Source organism: Xenorhabdus budapestensis (assembly GCF_017743015.1).
Classification (GTDB): Bacteria; Pseudomonadota; Gammaproteobacteria; order Enterobacterales; family Enterobacteriaceae; genus Xenorhabdus; species Xenorhabdus budapestensis.
Genome location: NZ_CP072455.1, coordinates 2,592,636 through 2,613,639 on the forward strand (window position 1 = coordinate 2,592,636; position 21,004 = coordinate 2,613,639).

The window sequence follows — 21,004 nt, forward strand, 5'->3', positions numbered from 1 at the left end:
ACCTAAATTAGCGAATTCTCCAAGTATATTAAGATCCAGAATAACTTACTGTGAGTTGTCTAACAACTCAACATTTTAGCGCTTATCCAAACCAATAAATAGGGATTTAACCTGACAAAACCACAAGCACAACTATTTACTTTAAATTAAAAACATTGGGAGATTATGGCAGCACATCAAAAAAGTCTGGTACACAGATTTTAATCTGTGATGCAGTGAAAAATCGGCTCAATAGCAAAAATAAACATAAAAAAGCGCTGAATATCAGCGCATTATAATAAGATAAAAATCGCATTAATCTTTTTTCTCTAACGGGAAAGGAGCCGGATGCTTTGTGTTGTAATTAAAGGTATACATGGCTGTTATGACCATCATTACCACCAGCGTCCAAACCACTTCTTTTGCGCCTGTCCCCAATACGGCCCAAATGCAGTAAATAAAGGCAATAAAGGTAATCACAATATAACGCGTTTTTTCTTGCCCAAAGTGACCATGACCAAGCAGCACCAAAGCCGCACAGGTGTACAAATAAGGTATCAGAGTGAAAATCACTGATACAGATGAAACCAAACTGAATTCTTTCGCCGCGTCAGGAGAAATACTACTGAACTGCACAATCGTCATCAAAACACCCAGGATTAATAACCCATTCACTGGCGTTCCGGTTTTGTTCACTTTGGCAAAGATTTTAGGGAATAAGCCATCATCTGCTGCAGCTTTTGCTGTCTGCCCGGCAAGCAATGTCCAACCTCCCAATGATCCTAAACATCCGGCTGCTGCACAAAATACTACTATTGCACCAGCAGTATCGCCCAGTGCCAGACGTGCCGCATCACCAAACGGCGAAGATGAAACGACTAATGTCGCGTTGGGGAGCATTCCCATAATGACACTGCTGGACAGCACATAACACACAGCAGCAATCAACACACCGCCAATAGTGGCAATCGGTACGTTCCGTTTTGGGTTTTTGACGACTCCCGCTGCAACTGAGGCACTTTCAACACCAATAAAAGACCACAAAGTAATGTTTAAAGTACTTTGAATGGCACTAAAAGTATCTAATCCACTGACATTCCAGGCATTCATGTAGGTTGAGCCACTGAACCAGAACCAGCCAAATACAGCAACTGCCACAATAGGGATCAGGGCGAGTGTTGTTGCCACAGCTTGTACTCTGGTTATGACATGCGGGCCGATAATATTCAAAAATACAAATATCCACAGTATTACTATACAGGTGAATGTAGAAATGATTGGATCTTTCAGGATAGGGAAAAAATAACTGATATAACCTACCCCAATCACGACCATAGCAATATTACCAATCCAACAGGCCAGCCAGTAAAGTACGTTGGTCTGATAGCCTAAAAATGGCCCGAAGGCTCGTCTAGCATAGGCATAAGAACCACCCGGGCTATCATCCAGCGAAGAAATCTTGGCATATACCATAGATAACCCGACCGCACCGATGATGGTCACCAGCCATCCCAGGATAGCAATCCCTCCCGTTGCTGCCAGGCTCGCAGGCAGCAGGAAAACCCCCGATCCCATGATGTTCCCCGCTACCATCAGCGTAACGGGGATTAAACCCACTTTTTTAGTGTCTGCAACCGTAGTCATAGTTTATTTTCCCTTACGCTTTATACACATGACGTGATAGATACCATCAATAATCTCTGTTCCTTCCGTTTCATGCTCAAAGCCAGGGAATTCACAATCCCATTTTTGCAATGCATGCAAGTAACCAATTTGCGGGCTGTTTTTGTCACCAAAGTTTTCCCCTGACATCAACATGGGAATGCCGGGTGGATAAGGAATAATTGAGTTCGCCGCAATGCGATGGGAAAGTTTATCGAGTGCCACCAATTCCACATTATTGGTCACAATCGCCTGATAAGCCGCCCGTGGTGTCATATCAATTTCAGGTAATGCAGCATAAGCCTGATTCAGTTTTTCACCCGGGTGATTCTTATGTAAGTAAGCGAACATTTTATCGCCTAAATCTTTTACCCCTAACTTGCCATATACTTCTTGATATTCATTCACCAAATCAGGCAATACTTTACTCAAAGGTGTATTCGCATCGTAATGATGTTTGAAGGAAAGTAAGGTATTCAGCAAAGTCCCCCATTTCCCTTTGGTAATTCCCATTGAGAACAGGAACATGATTTGAAAATCAGTCGTGCGCGTCGGGACAATACCATGTTGACTTAACCATGCCGTCACTAACGCTGCCGGTACACCCTGTTTTAATAACTTACCATTATCTCCCATACCCGGTGTCAGAATACTGACTTTGATAGGATCAAGCATACTCCAGTCATTGGGTAAATCCTCAAACCCATGCCAACTGTCACCCGGACTCATCGTCCAGCAGCTTTGTTCTTTGGTCAGTAACTGTTTTGGCGCATCTGCAAAAGCAATTTTCTTACCGGTCGCAGGATCTGTCACTTTCTCCTGATTCCAGGGTTTAAAGAACCAATCACCCTTTTTACCAAAATCCCGATACAGACTTGCTAATGCCTGACGAAAATCGACTGCTTCCTCAATCACTTCCTGTGTCAAAGAATAACCGCTGTTACCATCCATCATTGAGACAGCAACGTCATTTGAAGCACAGATCGCATACAAGGGTGATGTTGTCGCATGCATCATATAGGCTTGATTAAATCTTGAGAAATCAACCGGATTGCGGCCATCACGTACATGAATGAAAGAGGCTTGCGAGAGTGCATTCAATAGTTTATGAGATGAGTGAGTAGCAAAAACGGTTGGCCCTTTATGCTTTTTAGGATCACCCCGCATGGCATAATGATCATGATAGATAGGGTTAAAACGAGCATAGCCATACCATGCTTCATCAAAATGTATTCTATCAACGCTTTTATCCAGCAGGTTTTGTACATGTTTGGCGTTATAGCAAACACCATCATAAGTACAATTCGTCACAACGGTATAAACGGGTTTTTGCTTCACCCTATCTTTGGTCAGTGGGCTCTGTTTCAGCTTTCTCTGGAGTGTCTTCGTCTCCATTTCCTGCGGATAAATGGGGCCAATAATGCCATATCGGTTACGGCTTGGCAGCATATAGACAGGCTTTGCCCCGGTCAGAATAAGCCCCTGCTCAATGGACTTGTGACAATTACGGTCAATGATAACGATGTCATCTTCTGTCATGCAGGCTTGCATTATCGTGCGGTTAGAGCCTGATGTACCGACAACAACAGAATAAGAATGGTCTGCACCAAATACTCTGGCTGCGTTTTTTTCACTCTCGCCAAACGCCCCGCTGTGATCCAACAACGACCCCAGTGAAGATCGCTCAATTCCCATATCCGTACGAAAAAGATTCTCTCCGTAATAATCATGATAAATGCGGCCAACGGGTGTTTTATTAAACCCAACACCGCCCTGATGACCTGGCGCTGCCCAGGAATATTCATAGACTTTTCTGTAATTCATCAAGGCTGACATCAATGGCGGTAATAATTGTTGGCGATAACGGTGCATGGCTGCAATAGCCCTGCCGGCAATAAAATCTGAGGAATCTTCAAGTATCCAGGCAAATTCAGCTAATTGCTCCAACATCTCATGATTCAATAAAAATACAGTTTTTTCCCGATCGCTTAATAGAAATACCGGTACATTTTCCTGACGCTCAAACAGTTTATTCAGCAATTTTTGGATCTGCTGAAATAAGTCATCATCCATCAATGCACAACTTACCATTAAACAATCAAACGGCTCGTTAGCTGCAATTATCGTATAACTGTCATCAAAAGAGTCTGCAATAACAACTTCAACGTCCCGTTCAATTAATTTATCTGCCAAGCGGTGTATTGCATTTTCGATATAGTAGCTATGATGCCTTGTACCCACTTCGTTTTTTGCTATCAATACCTTCATGATGTTTTCCTATCAAAATGACAAATGAACTTAGTGTTACCTGGCGCTTGCCATAGAATGATTGACACAATCAGGAAAATTAAACGGCTATCACCACTATAGCATTGCATCAAAATTATTTTTCACAGTTCTGTATGAGCCATAACATGAATATCGACAATTTAATAACATTATCTAACTATTTGTGAGCATATAAGTTTCTAGCTTAAAATCACATTGATTAAATATAGTGGTTATTTTTGATTGTGCAATCCGATGATAGTTATACCTGAGAGGGAATCAGCCATTGAAGTAGCGCAAAGGACCATCAGTTATATACAAAGTTTAGCGACGAATTGCAGCGATAAGATGGTGCCTGATTACACACGACCGTACACTACAATCACTGATATGACAGTAAAAGGAGGTAATTTGCAGGAAGATATAACACAATACCATCATCAAAATTGTAGTTATTCGGTGATTGATATTACAAAAGAGTATATAAGTGTGGTTAATCGGGGCGTTGCAACCCATTTAGTGAGAATATAAAAGATAATATATTCAATAGGATAATTACTAAACTATTTTCTCTGTCTCATTTCATAAAATCTTATTACCATAATAAAAAACCCCAAAAAGGATTATATTTTAATATTGGATAGTATACTCCAGGGGCAGTAGCATTCTGCTAATGAGAAATCAGAAATAATCAAATCTGCTTATCTTAAGCTACCTAAAAAATAATAATGGAATCCGATTGTGAACAAAGAATATTCCCCTTGTTTTATTAAGCTCAACCATGTTTTTAATCCAGAAATCAGGATATTTTGCTTTCCTTATGCCGGAGGCGGCAGCTCAACTTTTGTTCCTTTTGCCAGAAAAATCAGAGCAAACGTTGAATTTTTAGTTATTCAATCGCCGGGTAAAGGAGCAAGATTCAAGGAAAAACCTTACGACGACATGAAGAGCCTGATTGAAGACTTATATGTCAATATAAAACCATTATTGAATATACCATACATCTTTTTAGGACACAGTTTAGGCAGCCGAATAGCTTTTGAACTGTTAAGAAAAATCGATGCAGAATCATTACCATTACCCATTGAATTTATCGCCTCAGGTAGCAGAGGACCGCAAGTTTCTGCCATCCGAAAACCAATAAGTGCTCTAGAAGATAAAGAGTTTACTATTGCATTGCAGGAATTTGGGCGCGTTAATCAACAGATTATTGACAATGATGAATTACTCTCACTGATTTTACCTGCCATAAAGGCTGATTTCAAAATATCAGAAGAGTATTATTATTCTGGTACAGCATCTTTTGCTTGCCCTCTAACGGTATTCGGCGGAACAAATGATGCTCTGGTAGCAGAGCAAGAACTCTATTCCTGGTTCGATTTTTTCGAGCAGGATAAAAAAGTCATCGTTTTTGAAGGCAGCCACTTCTTTATTGATGATAATAATGACCCGGTTATCGATGCTGTATCAAATATCCTTGAATCGAAAATATCCAGACGACCATACACACTCCTATCAAGTGCTTAACTAATGCTTTGTAAGAGAACAAATTCCTGGTCACATAATAGCCTATGTTTCTGGGGATTCGTTCTCTTGCCGCTGTAATGCAACTCGAAATTTATTAGGCATATTATAAGAAGTTCAAGATTATTTTTTGAATCACATGAACACTACCTATATTCTTGTGCTGGCGCGAAAATAAATAAACTATCCTTTTATTTTTCTTTTCAAAAATCAAAAAAGGAAGCTTGTTTCTTTCTTCATGCTCGCATCATTTTCTTAATCGGTATTATTCCTGACGTATTGGTTTTTTCCTGATTGAAAGCCATGCTATTCCTGATGTGCTTTTAAACTCTGTCTCAATGATTGGAACACAAAGCCTACATATTGAGCCAAACAGTACACTGGGAAAATATTTTGTGGCTGTTTATGGCTTATTTCTACAAGCGATCTTTTTTATTGCTATTGGATTTGTAGTTACACCATTTGTTCATCGTATACTGCATAGCTGGCATATTGATGAAGACGAAGATAAGAAGAAATAATTCATAATTCTAACTTTATGCCGTGCCGAACCAGTGCATTATTGTGATAAATATGACAATTACAACAAAGCGAAATAGCTATACCTCAATCATATTGGTATAAAATTTCAAATAATTATCTCAAATATATGAGGCAGAATAATGAATAAAGGCAATTGTTTGTGTGGGGCAGTAGAAATAAAAACCAACCAAAGTATCGAAAGTATCAATGCCTGCCACTGTGAAACATGCCAGAAATGGAATGGAGGTCCGTTTTTATCTGTAGATTGCAAAAACGATTTGCAAATAGCGGGTAATGAAAATGTTTCAACCTATCCATCTTCAGAGTGGGCAGAGCGGGCTTTCTGTAAAAACTGTGGAACTCACCTCTTTTACCATCTGCATCAACCTAGTACTTATATTGTCCCTGTAGCACTATTTGAAAATAGTAACTCAGGAAAATTATCTAAGCAGATCTATGTCGACAGCAAACCCGGCTATTACAACTTTGTTGAAAAAACACCAATGTTGACTAAACAGGATATTCTTAACTTATTTAAATAACCATTAGCATGAGGGGAAATTCCCCCTCATTGCATTTTTCAAGACAAATAAGCTTTATAACAAACACATCTCATAAAAGATAATTACTTTTACATTTATTCTATTGATATGTAACAATTTTCTTTCTGTTTTACACTAATCCCAGTATAATATAGTCTTTATTATTAACAATTTAATTTGACTTGAGCGTCAAAGTGATTCTATGTCGAATTATATTATAAAAATCATAAAGATAAATTCAGTACATCCATTGGATTTTCTTGAATTGTCACTATTTTCAGTAGGTATTACGTTGGTGGAGAAGTTGTTTGATTAATGTTTTATTAGTTGATGATCACGAACTAGTTCGCATTGGCGTTAAAGGCATACTTGATGACGTGCGGGGAATTAAAGTTATAGGAGAAGCCAGTAGCGGAGAAGATGCCGTTAAATGGTGCAGGTCAAACACCACGGATGTTGTTATGATGGATATGGGAATGCCGGGAATAGGAGGCCTTGAAGCCGCGAAAAAGATCATCCGCTATTCCCCGGATACCCGCGTAATTATGTTGACTATCCATACAGACAGTTCCCTGCCGACAAAAGTTATGCAGGCCGGAGTCAGAGGGTATTTAAGTAAAGCAGCAACTCCTCAGGATATGATCAACGCTATCCGAACGGTTTATGCAGGGCAACGTTATATCTCTCCTGATATTGCCCAACAGATGGCACTCGATCAGCTATACCCGCAAAAAGAGAACCCGTTGGATGAACTGTCTGAGCGAGAGCTCCAGATCATGACAATGATAACTCAGGGTAAAAAGGTGAATGAGATATCGACGTTACTCAATCTCAGTCCAAAAACAGTAAATAGCTACCGCTATAGGATGTTTAACAAACTGAATATCAAGGGTGATGTAGAATTAACTCATATAGCAATACGCTGTGGTTTGCTTAATACACCCAATATGATAAATCATAGTGGATGATAAACAGTGATGGGCGGTAAATTGTGGCAGAACAATTTGATTCAAAGGCATTTTTAAAAACAGTAACCAGTCAGCCAGGTGTTTATCGGATGTATGATACTACTGGTACAGTGATTTATGTTGGTAAGGCTAAAGATCTGAAAAAGCGGCTATCCAGTTATTTTCGTGCACAAGTTGGCAGCCGCAAAACAGAATCACTGGTGAAAAATATCTCTCAAATCGATGTCACCATAACTCATACAGAGACAGAAGCACTCCTACTTGAACACAACTACATCAAACTTTATCAGCCCCGCTACAATGTATTACTGCGGGACGATAAATCTTACCCATATATTTTCTTAAGTGGTGATATACACCCTCGTCTGACCATATACCGTGGAGCCAAACATGCTAAGGGGGAATATTTTGGGCCATTTCCAAACTCCCATGCAGTACGTGACACATTAACACTTTTGCAAAAATTATTTCCCATTCGCCAATGTGAAGACAACGTATACCGCAATCGTTCCAGACCCTGCCTGCAATACCAGATTGGCCGCTGCCTTGCCCCTTGTGTCAAAGGGTTTGTGACAGATGAAGAGTATCAACAGCAGGTAGAATACGTCCGCCTGTTTCTGTCCGGCAAAGACCAGCAGGTACTGACCAAGATGGTTAAAAGAATGGAAGATGCAAGCAAGCAGCTTAAATTTGAAAACGCAGCACGTTATCGTGATCAGATTCAAGCTGTCCGGCAAGTTACTGAACGGCAGTTTGTCTCTGGTGGAGAGGATGATCTGGATGCTATCAGTGTTGCTTTTGACGCAGGCATAGCATGTGTACATGTTTTATTCATTCGTCAGGGTAAAATTTTGGGTAGTCGCAGTTACTATCCCAAAATCCCAATCGGCACTAAATTAGATGAAGTAGTACAGACTTTCCTTGGTCAGTTTTACCTTCAGGGTAGCCAGAACAGGACATTACCAACAGAGATCTTATTGGACTTCTCATTACCGGAGAAAGAATTACTGGAAAGCTCTCTTTCTTCCTTATCCGGCAGAAAAGTGCATATTCAACCGCGCCCAAGAGGTGACAGAGCCCGCTACCTCAAACTGGCACGCACCAATGCAGCAACAGCATTAGCCACTAAACTTTCCCAGCAATCGACAATTCACCAACGCCTGGCTGCACTTGCTGAATTTGCAGGCATTGAAAAAATTCACAGAATGGAGTGCTTCGACATCAGCCATACTATGGGTGAACAAACTGTTGCATCCTGTGTTGTATTCGATAGTAATGGCCCTGTACGTTCTGAATATCGTCGCTATAACATAACGGGAATAACAGCAGGAGATGACTATGCTGCGATGAATCAGGTCTTGCGTCGTCGATACAGCAAAGCGATTGATTCAGCCAAAATTCCTGACATCATCTTTATTGACGGCGGCAAAGGACAGTTAACGCAAGCAATAGAAGTTTTCCGTTCATTAAATGTCGAATGGGATAAAAAACATCCCAAACTGATTGGGGTAGCAAAAGGAAGTGACCGTAAAGCAGGTTTGGAGACTCTATTTTTCACAGCAGAAAGCGAGGGCATAGCTCTTCCCTCTGACTCGCCGGCATTACACATCATTCAACACATTCGTGATGAATCTCATAACCACGCTATAACAGGTCATCGTCAACGTCGGGAAAAAGTGAAAAAGACCAGTACACTGGAATCTATAGAAGGAATTGGGCCAAAACGTCGACAAATGCTGTTAAAATATATGGGAGGATTACAGCCTTTACGCAACGCAAGTGTAGAAGAGATCGCAAAAGTGCCTTCTATCTCTTATTCACTGGCAGAAATAATCTATAATGCGTTGAAACACTAAAAGTATTGATGCACCATACTGATAAACTTTACATGGTCAGATAGTTACTAAGCATTATGCAATTAAATATTCCAACATGGCTTACCCTGTTTCGTATTGCCTTAATCCCGTTCTTTGTTTTGGCGTTTTATCTGCCTTTTCAATGGGCACCGATGTTATGCGCCATCATCTTTATTATCGCTGCTGCGACAGATTGGTTTGATGGTTTTCTTGCCCGCTTATGGAAACAGACAACACGTTTTGGTGCATTTCTTGATCCAGTTGCAGATAAAGTAATGGTTGCTACCGCATTGGTACTGATAACTGAATATTATCACTCCTGGTGGATAACATTACCGACAGCAACAATGATTGCACGAGAGATCATTATCTCTTCCCTTCGGGAATGGATGGCTGAATTAGGAAAACGCAGCAGTGTAGCAGTTTCCTGGATGGGAAAAGTCAAAACAACCGCACAGATGGCTGCATTGGTTGCTTTATTATGGCGTCCTAATGTTGAATTAGAAGTTAGTGGATTCATCTTATTATACGCTGCTGCCATCTTAACATTCTGGTCAATGTTTCAATATTTGAGCACAGCATGGGGTGATTTGAGTGAAACATGATCTAAACGACGCAAAAATCACCGAATAAACAAGTTTTATAAATAATTGTGTTGACTCATTTCGCGAAATAAGTAGAATGCAACGCATCGAACGGCACATGAGGCTTACGAAATAAGTTAAGTAAATCAAGCAGTTCGAAAGAAAAGCGGGAATAGCTCAGTTGGTAGAGCACAACCTTGCCAAGGTTGGGGTCGCGAGTTCGAGTCTCGTTTCCCGCTCCAAAAAAGGCGCGTTGGCAGAGTGGCCATGCAGCGGATTGCAAATCCGTCTACCTCGGTTCGACTCCGGGACGCGCCTCCAGATTCAGCCCAGGTGGTGAAATCGGTAGACACAAGGGATTTAAAATCCCTCGGCCTTTAGGCTGTGCGGGTTCAAGTCCCGCCCTGGGCACCAAGTTAAAAACCACTGATAAAACAGTGAGTTCGGGAATAAAAAAGGCCACCGCAAGGTGGCTTTTTTCTTTGACACAAATCACGTTCACTATTCTTTCACTATATCTTTTCACTATATTTATTAACCTCCGATTTAAGAACCCCGTTCCTGTTTCAATATCCCTTACAAGTAAAAGACCATCGCCCCCTCCTCACTTCGGCGGTTCCGGCCATGCGATATCGGGGGCAGTGGAACAGTCGACCCGGTTGAGCAACACCCGGTATTTGCGCCATTCGGTTAAGGCAGCTTTCTCTTCGCTTGTGGCCATGTCAAGTTCAACAGCGTCCTGTAACGGGGCTATCGCATTGGTAGCCTGTGACATACGATAACGCTTCTCTGATTCGGCCTGTTGCTGTAGTTCCTCCGGTGTCGGTGGAGGCGGGTCTGCCAACATGGGTAAACCATTCTCATCAGCCACAATCTGCTTCCCGTTTGCCTGTCCTTTAAACAGATGGTTGTGCAACTCATCACTGACAGGTTTGAGGTCATCAGGATAGTCACCGGGTTCTGAATACGGCCGGTAAACAAAGCCCGATGCTGAGGCACTGTAAAAATAATCATAATCTCTGTTGAATTCGGGTTTTATTTTTTCAATACCCATTATTACCTCCCAATTGCCCACCATGCCACTGGATGCCCGCTGTCATTCAACCAGTGACTCAGCCACCCATTCCCCCACTGGGTCCCACGAATATCTCCCCACGGAGTCAGTGCCGCAGTCCCTGCAAAAAAACCGTCATCAGCACTCATTTTCCCCTTTGCTGAAATATCCTTCTGAACTGAAAGATTTCCCTGAGATGAAATATCACCATTCACTTCTCCTCCGGTACGGCGATCCAATGAATGATGCGCCCTGTCCACCGTATCCCGCAGCCCAAGATTGTTAATGAACGTATTCTTGTCCGGGATATCCGCCCCGTTCTGCGCTTTGTCAAGGCGGCGGTTGGCGTTGTCGTTGGCATTGGTGGCATTTTGATTTGCTGTGTTTGCATTGGTGAGCGCATTTCCGGCTTCTTTCAGTGCCTGATTTGCAGCAGTAGAGACTTGTTGTACCGCTTTGGGTGTCGCCGCCATATTCTCGGCGTGGCTATCTGTGGCATTACTCAACTTCGTAATGCCGGCTGTGGTGATCGAAGCAGCGGGTACATTGGCGCTGACTGTAGTTCTTAATGCATTGAGCAATCCGGCCTGTAATGTCTGTAAATTGCCATCATCCAATACATCCTTGCCTGTCGTTTCCGCGATAAACTGCGCCACCACGGTAGCGATGACGGCGCTTTGCCGCCAGACCTTATTCAGTTCTTGTGATTTCGCTACACCAGAACTGAATCCGTTAGTACGGGCAGCCAGTTTGCTGTATTCGTCGTTGGTTAAGACGTTTGCCCCGTCTGCAATGCCAAAAGGCAGAAATTCATTCTTTGCCATAATCCCCTCATAGTCTGACCGCCCAGCCACCGGTATCAAAACCGGCAACCACGTCATGTTGAATGTCAAAACCAAACAGCCCGCAATGGGCTGAATGTGACATACGATAACGCTTCTCTGATTCGGCCTGTTGCTGTAGTTCCTCCGGTGTCGGTGGAGGCGGGTCTGCCAACATGGGTAAACCATTCTCATCAGCCACAATCTGCTTCCCGTTTGCCTGTCCTTTAAACAGATGGTTGTGCAACTCATCACTGACAGGTTTGAGGTCATCAGGATAGTCACCGGGTTCTGAATACGGCCGGTAAACAAAGCCCGATGCTGAGGCACTGTAAAAATAATCATAATCTCTGTTGAATTCGGGTTTTATTTTTTCAATACCCATTATTACCTCCCAATTGCCCACCATGCCACTGGATGCCCGCTGTCATTCCCACCTTCAGATTTTGTTGATGCATAAAATTGATGATTATTCACCGGATACCCAAATGCGTTATCTATTCTAGACCCCTGCGAGGTATTATTTGTTACAAATACGTGAAAACATTCAACAGGAAACGCCCGTGGAAAATTAAAATTCCTGCCACTCGGAGCAAGCTTTCCCCATTGAAGAATGATGCCTGTTGTAGGGTCCAGCCACCAACCCTGACTGTCCTCCATAAATTTAGCTGACGGTTTTTCGGCAAGCCTGTCATTCAACCAGTGACTCAGCCACCCATTCCCCCACTGGGTCCCACGAATATCTCCCCACGGAGTCAGTGCCGCAGTCCCTGCAAAAAAACCGTCATCAGCACTCATTTTCCCCTTTGCTGAAATATCCTTCTGAACTGAAAGATTTCCCTGAGATGAAATATCACCATTCACTTCTCCTCCGGTACGGCGATCCAATGAATGATGCGCCCTGTCCACCGTATCCCGCAGCCCAAGATTGTTAATGAACGTATTCTTATCCTCGATATCTGCCCCGTTCTGCGCTTTGTCAAGGCGGCGGTTGGCGTTGTCGTTGGCATCGGTCGCGTTTTGAGTTGCCTTGTTCGCCAGTTCCTTAACTTTCTCTATCCGAGAATCGATTTCCTTTGTGGTATAAGCACCCACATCGCCTGCATTCAATAAGATATCTGTCGACAACACTTTGCCATTCACCTTGCGCTCTGTCGGCACACGGCTATTTGCATTCTGATTGGCCGCATTCGCTAAATCATAGGCGACCTTTACGGCTTTCGGCGTGGCGGCCTGTGTTTCGCTATTGCTATCGGTGGCATTGTTCAGCACCACAAAGCCTTTCTCTTTCAGCGTAGCAGCAGGATGCCGACGGCTTTTTTCATGCTCGCTGATAGCCCTAGCCACGACCGCATCCGCATACTCGCGGGTGGCCAGTACTACAGACGGATCAATCTTCAATGTCACCGCATCGGTATGACTGACAATCAGCACCATGCGGATAGTCTGCGTTCTGCCTGAGCCTTCCTGCAACTGTGGTTTGTAGGTTTCGGCACAGTTTGCCACCGCCATCAGTACGCCGTTCTTATCAAACAGGCCAATTTCCCGTATCCACCAACCGCCCTCATGCTCCGGGATAACCTGCTCAGCAATAATCTGGTGGGTATTCTTGGGATCAATGCTCAGCACATTAATGGCCGCCCGGCGTTTTTCGTTGATCAGTTTGGTCTGGTTGCTGTCCGGCGTGGGTAAACTGCCATTGCCATCCCCCACCGCCATATGCGTAATTTCAATTTTCGTGCCCAGTGCAGCGGCATTCGCCAGCCTGTCCGCGCCGAGGCGGGTTAACAGGGCAAAATATTTACTCATGCTTCAATCCTCATCGAATCAATAATATGTATACCTGCGCCGATCACATCAGCACCCGTCACCGTGAGACTTTCCGCCAGATAGGGGTAAACGGTCAGGATATCGCCGTCATAACTGGTAACGGCACCGTACATTGTGCCGCCGGTTTCCAGTTGGATGGACATGCCAATCAGGTGACGCGAGGCCGGTTTGGCATCAAAAATTAAGCGCTCCAGCTCGTGATAAGTGACTTCGGTGATGCCGGTGTCCATCACGCCGATATCTAACCGAAACGTGCCGGGCGGGTCGTTGTTCTGCCACCACTCAATCACGCGGATCAGATAACCAAACGGTTCAACTACGCGACGAATAGCGCCAATCGTGCCCTTGTGTTTATGGATAAACATTGCCGCTTTAATGGATTCGCGTTTAACGATTTCCGGCCAGTCCATATCCCAGCGATCCACTGACCATGCCCACGCCAGATAAGGCAGTAACCTGACCGGACAGCGATCCGGCTGCCATAAATCACGCAGGGGAACGGGAATATCAGCCAGACTGCTGAGGGCTTCGGCGGCGGCCACTTCCAGCGGGGACGAACCAACCGGTAACAGGCGGTTATTCATCCGACCCCCCGAGCGTGATATGGGCTGAGGTGCAGTAACTGGCCTGAGTTTTGTCCAGGATCATATCCTTGGCTGGTTTTTTCAGCTCCACCCGCTGCACACCGGGCACATGGAGCGCGGCAAAAATGGCACTGCGCACAATGTCCCGGCCAATCCGGTGCTGTTCAGCGGTATAGCGGGCCAACCGTGTTCGGGCGTCCTGCAATATCGGCTCATATTCCGGCGTCGGGTACAGGTACAGCACAGCTTCAATGGCATAGTTGACTATCTTGGCCGACTGTACCGTCAGGCGATCCGCCACCGGGCGAACGTCCTCGTCATTCAGGGCATGAGTGACAATATCGACCAGCTCACCACTGGCTGCGCCGTTCCCGTCACGCGAGAGAATACTGACCGTCACACAAGCCGGCGACGGGCTGATAACGGAAGCATCGGCAACCCGTCCGTCAGCACTGCGGGCATGGTATTCATAGGATGCCACCGGTCCCGCCACGCTTAAACCCTCAAACGCCTGCGGGATACGCACGCGAAAATCCGCGTCGGCTTCCAGTACCGCCGGTACGGGTGGCACAACTGCATTATCAGCCGGTTGCAATACCAATCGGCCGACATTGTTATTCGCGCCCAACTGGTCTAAGTCACTACCCCGGGCAAACGCTACCATCGCGGCGCGGGCCGCTTCATTGATGCGCTGGCGTAACAGCAATTCCCGGTACGCATTTTCCTGCAACAGTTTGGTCAGCGGTTCGGATTCCAGCGCCAGTGTGCGGGCGATGGTATCCCGTTGCTCCGGCGGATACAGAGCAATCAGTTTTTCCCGGCGCTCAGCAAACAGGGTGTCAAAATCCAGCGGTTCAACCACATCGGGCGGCGGTAACAGGCTTAAATCAATTGTTGGCATAGCGTCACCCCACCGGAATGGAAAGCGAAAAAGGCAGATTATTCTGGATATTCACCCCGCTGATCTCGACCGATAATTCCCCCTGCTCCGCTCGCAGGTAATTGATAGCCTCTAAGCGGATGCGGGGTTCCCAGCGCAGCAGTGACATATAACACGCACTCATAATCTGGAGGCGCAAGGCCGGATTTTGCGGCTGGTCAATCAGATCAGGCAGCAATGAACCATAGTCCCGGCGCATCACCCGTGAACCTATCGGCGTCATCAGAATGTCGGCGATACTCTGGCGAATATGGTCACTGTCTGACAATGTGTGACCGGTGTGTCTGTCCATCCCCAGAAATTGCATCAGAGCGGCCCTCCTGAGGTACTGTCACCTGACCAAACGCCAGTGTGTCGGTGTGAATCGACCACAATCCCGTTCGAGCTGAACTGGCCGTCAGTATGGGTGATATTGCCGTGCATCGTACCGCCTTGGCGGATCGCCAGACTGCCGGTGGTCAGGTGATTAGTACACATCACTACCGGAGTCGCTAACGTGATCTGCTCGCTGGCGGTACAGGTAATTTGCGGGGCAGTCACCTGTACCGACACGGAGGCCGTGACACTGGCGGTTTTAATCCCGTTGACCATTAAGGCACTGCTTTTCGGTTCATATTCCATCACTGCCCCGTCAGGGAACGCGATATGTACGGCATCGGCAGACGCAGAGGGTGCAATATGAGCAGCAGAATAAAGTGATCCCGCCACAAATGCGGTGGTCAGTTCACCGCCCATCGCCAGCACCAATACCTGCTCACCGACACTCGGTGCCCACCATGTCCGGGATGTGCCCGCGCGCTGGGCTGTCCAGCGTAACCAGTCTGTCTGCAATCCGCTGATATGGACGCGGCAACGCTGGCTGCTCAGATCCACCGCGGATACCGTCCCTACCCGCACGATATTCATTAATAATCGGTAAAGTTCTGCCGGTGTCATGTCATGCCTCCGCCAAATCGTGATAAATCAGTTCAATCAGTTTGACTTTTTCGTGCTCACTGAGTCCCAGCAGTTCACGGCGCGGATATTTCACCTGTGCCAGTGCATTAATACTGCCGGTCAATCCGTACTGGTGCTGCCGGGCAATGGCGGCCGCTTTTCCCTGAAAACCGACGACAGCCGAATCCGCTGACGTGCGTATTTTTAACAGCCGGGCCGTTCTCAGGCGTGGAAACATCGGGTCACGCCGGGCGGTTGTTGTGCGGGTTTCACTGCGATTAATTTCCAGATAGCGATCAATCTCGCTACGATAAAATGACCGCACCGCACCTTTATCTTCATCAAAACCGGCGATCATGCGCCCCCGGCGGCCACGGGTGGCACGCCAGTTTTTCAGAGAACGGGCATTGCCCCGGTAAATAAAGCGAATGCCCTTCCGTGAGCGCAGAATACGGCGGCGGCGGGGTTCATAACCGGAACCGTCGGTATTTTTCTGGCTGCGGATACGCTTTTGCTGGTCAGAACGGATAGCGGTTGCCAGTTGTCGCGCCAGCCGGCTGCGATAACCGGGGGCCGTCGTGGACAGCAGCCGCTGTAATTCATTTTCCAGTGAAAGCAACAAACTGCCCTGACTCATGCGGCCTCCGTTTTATCCAACAAGACATCCCATGCCGCCAGTGACCGGGCATCCGGTAACGGCTCATCAAGATGGGTCGGCGTCAACCGGCCTTTTTCCCGGTTCACCACGACCCGTTCAGAAACCGGCAGCGTAAACAAAATGTCGGCCGTGTCGTTATCGAGTAAATCGACTTCAAAGCGAAAGCCTTCTTTGCGACGTTCCGGGTTAAACAGTAAATCCGGCTGATGCAGTCGCGCCCATGCCAGTATGGGGATACTGAGATTATCGAGCGGGTTCGGGTAATCCAGCGCCAGCACTTCCAACTGATAGTGGTAGAGAAAAGACGCTGATTGTGTGCCCGTAGCCATCAGGTTCCCTTTGGTGACAAACACTTCCAGCCGATCCGGATTCTGGTTGAAAAATGGCTCATGCCTGACAATCATTTCCCGCAGTAAATTAGGCTTTAACATGGCTCACCTGCATTGTGTCTGAATGTATGCCTGCAACCCCTGAATCATTTGCGTTGAGGTGGCAATGCGCTCTCTGAGTAACCAATAATTTCGGACAGCGGCGTCTGTAGGTCGGGCGTCGGTTGCAGTAACCACGCCGGCGGGGGCAGTGGTTTCAGACACGGGGCACTCAGCTTTGATGTACACCCGCTCAGGGTGAGCCACAGAAGCAGCGTGCAACCGGTCAATTTCAGCTTTGGCATGAGTCAGTTCCTGTAACCGTTTCGTATCCTGTTCATGCAGTGCCTGGAGGCTTTCTTGTTGCTTCGTGTTGATAGCCACTTGTGCTGACAGGGATTGATTAAGTGACTGGTTTTCATTTCGCAGCGCCATATTGTTATTAATCAGGTAATGGCAGAAGAAACCGATTAACGCGATGCTAACGAGCGAGAAAACCTGTAATTTCCAATTCATAGCAGCGCAAACGCTTTTTCAAACGTCGCCTCGGGATAAGGTTGCTGACCGTTCTCGTGCCGGATGATGGATTTAGCCAGCGCCGTCAGTGTCACTTTATCCACATTAATCACCTGATGCGGATCAATCCCCAATGCATTGGCAACGCCCTGGATATACGCCGACGTGTTGTTTTCATTGGTGGGTGCCCAGCGATCTATCATTTTGGCGACACTCTGATAGCCGTTTTTGTGGTAATTAGACAGCAGTTTCATCAGTGCCCGAATGCCATATTCCGCAGACTCAAACCGGCAGAACCGCGCTTCAATCTTCGGGTCATAGGGCAATAGTCCCTGCCAACGATTAGCCGGGTGATAATCAATATTGCCGGGATTATGATTCCGGATCCCCCTACTCATGCGGTTTATCTCCCAAACGTTTATTGATGGCACGGGTCGCAAATTCACGCAGCTTTTCCACACCAATAAAACCCACTGCCCCGCCCAGTGCCGGTGACACCGTGCCGGGAATGCCGAACAGCTCCAGTCCGCTGGAAATCCCCCATGACAGCGCCCCGCAAAGCAGCGGTTCAACCCAACGGTTGCGGCGTTCTACCCCGTCATAAATCAGGCGGCCATAACAGATCAGGACAGCCAGCAAAGAGCCGGATATCTGCGGCCATGAATTCTTCAGGCCATTGATCATCTCGACCCATAAATCCGGTTGGTCTTTCATTGTTAGTGTCAGTCCCATAATTGAATGATGTCCTGATTGGGCGGCGGGGTGATATCCGGCAGCTCCACCCATTGACCGGCGGCCAGTTGCGTGATGAGACAGAGATCCGGGTTCGCCTCCAGTACCTGCTCAACCACGCCCTGTGTGCGGCCATAATGACGCCAGCAAAGCAAATCCATCGAATCCCCCTGCAACGCCCTGACCCGCATCAGACCAACTCCGCGACCATGCGATTTTTTCCGAGCATATCCCGTATGGCGTTCTGTCCGTCCCTGCGCAGGTCATCAATTTGTGTGCTCAAGGCTTCCGCGTGCTTTTCTCCGTCGCGCGTGGTGTCGATATCGCGATAGTTTTCAATCAGCAGCGCTTTGGTGAAGCTGTACACCGCATGGCGATAGCGGAACACATGCGCCGTGGTGTCATTGATGACCGGTGACGGCACCGCTTCCAGTGACATGACACCGTGGCTTTCCTGCTCATGCTGCCATGTCACCAGTTGCTGATTGACTGACAACACCGCTTCGCTCGTCATGTGCATCAGGCGCGCTGTCGTCACTGCCCCACTCAGACGCATGGAATTACGCAAATCAGCCAGCATGATCACCGGCCAGAATGCCCCGGCGGTGACTTTTGCGCCGCCATCATTGAACTCCTGTGGGTTATCCATGGGTCGGGGCTGTTTGGTTGCGACTAAGCTCATCAGTTCCACCTGTGTTAGCAATAAGCGGCGGTGGACGGTAAAACGGACAAGGCTTAAAAGCCGTTCGGTTCACCGTGCCGCCGGGCACGCGGGGTGCATTCGGTTAGCGGGAAGAGATCTTCTTCGCCGCTGTTGTCTTGGTTTTGGCCGGTTTCTTTTCTGTCGCGCCGGGCTTCGGCGGTGCCGTGCTATCCTCAGCCTTTTTCAGTTCCCGTGTCAGGGTTTCGATATCTTTCTTGACCCCGATATTGGCGAACAGTAACAACGCCTGCTGCATCAGGGATAAAGCCCGTTCTTTGTCTGCCTGCTGCGGGCTTTTTCGCAAGGTATACGCCAGCGTTTTAAGCAGCTTGGCTCTGACCTGATTTGGCATATCCAGCGGCTCAACCAATACAAAGAGCCATTCCAGAATCGCCAGCGATATCGGTGCAATGGCGTCACTGCCGGCGGCAAAAATGGTCAGGGCTTTATCGCAAATCTCATCCACCAGTAACGGCCCAACCGTGCGATGATAGCGATCGGGCAGTGGCAGATTATGCCGGATAACATAGTCCGCCAGTGTCAATGCGCGCTCATAGTGGCCGATATCAATTTGCCAGATCATGATATGCGTCAGCACTTCGTCAGCCTGCCCGGTATCCGCACTTAACACACCATCAATCCAACTGTCATAGGCCGCTATCACTTCGCCTTTATAGGCAATTTTTCGCTCTGTCCCTTGCAGGTCAGACAGCCGTGTCTGATCGATGCGTAAGCGGTGCAATATCTGCTCATAGGCGGTCAGCGTTGCCGATGACATCTGTTCATCGCCACGGCGTGCCGCCATCGTTCGCTGCCAGTGTTCTTGTGCCGGTGTCAGCATCATTCCCCCTTGACCCGATGCCGGCGGAATCCGACACCGGAAACTGTGGTTTAGTCCGCGCTGCCCTCAGCACCCGCAAACGAAATACCTTCAATCAGGCAACTCAGGCCGTAATCTTCAATGACATAGCCGTCATTACTCTGGGCATAGGTGGCAATACGGTTATATTCCGGCTCATTTTTGATGTAGCGGTTGTATTTGCCTTTCTGCCAGTAAAGCGACAGGTTTTTAAAGGTGGTAATTAAGATTGCCCCGTCCGGGAAGAACGGCGCACGGAAGACCGGTAAACCGCCCAGCGTGCTGAGTTTCATCAGCTCATTGCCCGCCAACAGCTCCATATTAGGGTTATGCTGGCTGTGCTGGTTCAGGATGCGGAAGTTCTTCTGCGTGGTCAGGCGCGAACCGGTAATGGCAATCAGGCCGGGCGCACTCTGGTGCCACGGATCTAACAGCGATGTGACCGCGTCATAAACCACAGAATCATAGTTGCCGTAGTCCCCTTTCTGGATGATTTTCCCCTCCTCATCACGACGGGTCAGCGTAATACCCCTCATCACACGCTGTGGGGCGTGATTGCGCAGCCGCTGCAACCAGCCGACATTGACATCCTGTAACAGCGGGTTTTTCTCCCGATCGGATTTCACGGCGACTGACGTACCATTAAAGCCAATCATCAGACGGTCATTGGCCTCTTGCTGGACAATCTGCTGACTAATGAGTTTCTGAAATTCCGGATGACCGGCCCACGCATCCAATTGGGTATAGCCAATGTAGGTGTCGAAGTTGGTTTGTTCGCAGCGATAGCGATTTCCCGCTAAATCATGGACGCTGACCGGCTCGCGGCGATCCGTAGTGGAGGTATTGCGGCTGGCAATGGTGCGATGGACACCGACACCAATTTTCTCTGCTTCCTGTTCAATCACGCCAAAGGAGTTGATTTCTCTCAGAAAGGGGCTACTTTCCATCTTGGCGGCTTCCAGTTTCTGCTGGACAGCCGGCGCAACCGTCAACTGAATATGGTCGCCTTCGCGCTTAACCCCGTTCAATTTGCCTTGCTGGTCAAGGTAGGACAGATATTCCTGACGTCCTTCGTTACTGAGTGACATAGATAAAATT

Annotated in this window: 25 protein-coding genes and 3 tRNA genes; 9 read left to right on the top strand and 19 right to left on the bottom strand. The window is 47.0% G+C overall.

Annotated elements, in window-relative coordinates:
• Positions 1-294 precede the first annotated feature (294 nt).
• The gene (adiC, locus tag HGO23_RS11205; RefSeq protein ID WP_099136977.1) at positions 295-1,623 is read right to left on the bottom strand and encodes an arginine/agmatine antiporter; all 1,329 of its coding nucleotides are present in this window, start codon (positions 1,621-1,623) and stop codon (positions 295-297) included.
• A gap of 3 nt (positions 1,624-1,626) precedes the next feature.
• Positions 1,627-3,909 carry an arginine decarboxylase gene (gene adiA, locus HGO23_RS11210; RefSeq protein ID WP_209026655.1) on the bottom strand — a complete coding sequence of 761 codons (2,283 nt, stop codon included), beginning with the start codon at positions 3,907-3,909 and terminating at the stop codon, positions 1,627-1,629.
• A 741-nt stretch (positions 3,910-4,650) separates the two neighbouring features.
• Between adiA and HGO23_RS11215 the strand changes: the two genes are divergently transcribed.
• The 9 genes from HGO23_RS11215 to HGO23_RS11255 all read left to right on the top strand — a co-directional run bounded on the left by HGO23_RS11215 (position 4,651) and on the right by HGO23_RS11255 (position 10,319).
• Positions 4,651-5,436, top strand: coding sequence for a thioesterase II family protein (locus tag HGO23_RS11215; RefSeq protein WP_169923103.1), 786 nt, complete (start codon positions 4,651-4,653; stop codon positions 5,434-5,436).
• A 392-nt stretch (positions 5,437-5,828) separates the two neighbouring features.
• On the top strand, positions 5,829-5,954 hold the full coding sequence (locus tag HGO23_RS19940; RefSeq protein WP_280529518.1) for a hypothetical protein: 126 nt from the start codon (positions 5,829-5,831) through the stop codon (positions 5,952-5,954).
• Between the two features lie 141 nt (positions 5,955-6,095).
• A complete protein-coding gene (locus HGO23_RS11225; RefSeq protein ID WP_099137334.1) occupies positions 6,096-6,497 on the top strand; it encodes a GFA family protein in 402 nt (133 codons plus the stop codon).
• Between the two features lie 308 nt (positions 6,498-6,805).
• Positions 6,806-7,465 carry a UvrY/SirA/GacA family response regulator transcription factor gene (gene uvrY / locus HGO23_RS11230; protein ID WP_209026656.1) on the top strand — a complete coding sequence of 220 codons (660 nt, stop codon included), beginning with the start codon at positions 6,806-6,808 and terminating at the stop codon, positions 7,463-7,465.
• Between the two features lie 23 nt (positions 7,466-7,488).
• Positions 7,489-9,321, top strand: a complete 1,833-nt coding sequence (gene uvrC, locus HGO23_RS11235; protein WP_209026657.1) for an excinuclease ABC subunit UvrC — start codon at positions 7,489-7,491, stop codon at positions 9,319-9,321.
• Between the two features lie 56 nt (positions 9,322-9,377).
• Positions 9,378-9,926, top strand: a complete 549-nt coding sequence (gene pgsA, locus HGO23_RS11240) for a CDP-diacylglycerol--glycerol-3-phosphate 3-phosphatidyltransferase (RefSeq protein ID WP_209026658.1) — start codon at positions 9,378-9,380, stop codon at positions 9,924-9,926.
• A gap of 145 nt (positions 9,927-10,071) precedes the next feature.
• Positions 10,072-10,147 (top strand) — tRNA-Gly (locus HGO23_RS11245).
• Positions 10,148-10,152: 5 nt separating this feature from the next.
• Positions 10,153-10,226: transfer RNA gene (locus HGO23_RS11250), tRNA-Cys, on the top strand.
• A 6-nt stretch (positions 10,227-10,232) separates the two neighbouring features.
• A tRNA-Leu gene (locus tag HGO23_RS11255) sits at positions 10,233-10,319 on the top strand.
• Positions 10,320-10,509: 190 nt separating this feature from the next.
• Here the strand turns inward: HGO23_RS11255 and HGO23_RS11260 are convergent.
• The 17 genes from HGO23_RS11260 to HGO23_RS11340 form a co-directional block, all read right to left on the bottom strand.
• Positions 10,510-10,959: a tail fiber assembly protein gene (locus tag HGO23_RS11260; protein ID WP_244967788.1), complete on the bottom strand. Its 450-nt coding sequence runs from the start codon at positions 10,957-10,959 to the stop codon at positions 10,510-10,512.
• 2 nt (positions 10,960-10,961) lie between these two features.
• On the bottom strand, positions 10,962-11,783 hold the full coding sequence (locus HGO23_RS11265) for a phage tail protein (protein WP_244967789.1): 822 nt from the start codon (positions 11,781-11,783) through the stop codon (positions 10,962-10,964).
• A 7-nt stretch (positions 11,784-11,790) separates the two neighbouring features.
• Positions 11,791-12,165, bottom strand: a complete 375-nt coding sequence (locus HGO23_RS11270) for a tail fiber assembly protein (RefSeq protein ID WP_209026660.1) — start codon at positions 12,163-12,165, stop codon at positions 11,791-11,793.
• Positions 12,166-12,167: 2 nt separating this feature from the next.
• Complete coding sequence (locus HGO23_RS11275; protein ID WP_209026661.1) at positions 12,168-13,589, bottom strand: phage tail protein; 1,422 nt, start codon at positions 13,587-13,589, stop codon at positions 12,168-12,170.
• Positions 13,586-14,194 carry a phage tail protein I gene (locus HGO23_RS11280; RefSeq protein WP_209026662.1) on the bottom strand — a complete coding sequence of 203 codons (609 nt, stop codon included), beginning with the start codon at positions 14,192-14,194 and terminating at the stop codon, positions 13,586-13,588. Before HGO23_RS11280 ends, HGO23_RS11275 begins: the two co-directional genes overlap by 4 nt.
• Positions 14,187-15,095, bottom strand: a complete 909-nt coding sequence (locus HGO23_RS11285; protein WP_209026663.1) for a baseplate assembly protein — start codon at positions 15,093-15,095, stop codon at positions 14,187-14,189. The genes HGO23_RS11280 and HGO23_RS11285 overlap by 8 nt, the downstream gene beginning before the upstream one ends.
• Before the next feature lie 4 nt (positions 15,096-15,099).
• Entirely contained in the window at positions 15,100-15,441 is a 342-nt protein-coding gene (locus HGO23_RS11290; RefSeq protein WP_209026664.1) for a GPW/gp25 family protein, read from the bottom strand.
• Positions 15,441-16,070, bottom strand: a complete 630-nt coding sequence (locus HGO23_RS11295; protein ID WP_209026665.1) for a phage baseplate assembly protein V — start codon at positions 16,068-16,070, stop codon at positions 15,441-15,443. The genes HGO23_RS11290 and HGO23_RS11295 overlap by 1 nt, the downstream gene beginning before the upstream one ends.
• A gap of 1 nt (position 16,071) precedes the next feature.
• Positions 16,072-16,707: a phage virion morphogenesis protein gene (locus HGO23_RS11300; RefSeq protein ID WP_209026666.1), complete on the bottom strand. Its 636-nt coding sequence runs from the start codon at positions 16,705-16,707 to the stop codon at positions 16,072-16,074.
• Positions 16,704-17,159 carry a phage tail protein gene (locus HGO23_RS11305; protein ID WP_209026667.1) on the bottom strand — a complete coding sequence of 152 codons (456 nt, stop codon included), beginning with the start codon at positions 17,157-17,159 and terminating at the stop codon, positions 16,704-16,706. Before HGO23_RS11305 ends, HGO23_RS11300 begins: the two co-directional genes overlap by 4 nt.
• Before the next feature lie 3 nt (positions 17,160-17,162).
• Positions 17,163-17,612 (bottom strand): lysis protein, encoded by a 450-nt coding sequence (locus tag HGO23_RS11310; RefSeq protein ID WP_209026668.1) that lies wholly within the window; start codon positions 17,610-17,612, stop codon positions 17,163-17,165.
• Positions 17,609-18,010 (bottom strand): structural protein, encoded by a 402-nt coding sequence (locus tag HGO23_RS11315; RefSeq protein WP_209026669.1) that lies wholly within the window; start codon positions 18,008-18,010, stop codon positions 17,609-17,611. Before HGO23_RS11315 ends, HGO23_RS11310 begins: the two co-directional genes overlap by 4 nt.
• Positions 18,003-18,326 (bottom strand): phage holin, lambda family, encoded by a 324-nt coding sequence (locus HGO23_RS11320; RefSeq protein ID WP_209028769.1) that lies wholly within the window; start codon positions 18,324-18,326, stop codon positions 18,003-18,005. Before HGO23_RS11320 ends, HGO23_RS11315 begins: the two co-directional genes overlap by 8 nt.
• Before the next feature lie 8 nt (positions 18,327-18,334).
• Complete coding sequence (locus HGO23_RS11325) at positions 18,335-18,535, bottom strand: tail protein X (protein ID WP_209026670.1); 201 nt, start codon at positions 18,533-18,535, stop codon at positions 18,335-18,337.
• Positions 18,535-19,026: a head completion/stabilization protein gene (locus tag HGO23_RS11330; protein WP_209026671.1), complete on the bottom strand. Its 492-nt coding sequence runs from the start codon at positions 19,024-19,026 to the stop codon at positions 18,535-18,537. The genes HGO23_RS11325 and HGO23_RS11330 overlap by 1 nt, the downstream gene beginning before the upstream one ends.
• 103 nt (positions 19,027-19,129) lie before the next feature.
• Complete coding sequence (gene gpM / locus HGO23_RS11335) at positions 19,130-19,891, bottom strand: phage terminase small subunit (RefSeq protein WP_209026672.1); 762 nt, start codon at positions 19,889-19,891, stop codon at positions 19,130-19,132.
• 47 nt (positions 19,892-19,938) lie between these two features.
• Positions 19,939-20,994: a phage major capsid protein, P2 family gene (locus HGO23_RS11340; RefSeq protein ID WP_209026673.1), complete on the bottom strand. Its 1,056-nt coding sequence runs from the start codon at positions 20,992-20,994 to the stop codon at positions 19,939-19,941.
• Between the last annotated feature and the right edge of the window lie 10 nt (positions 20,995-21,004).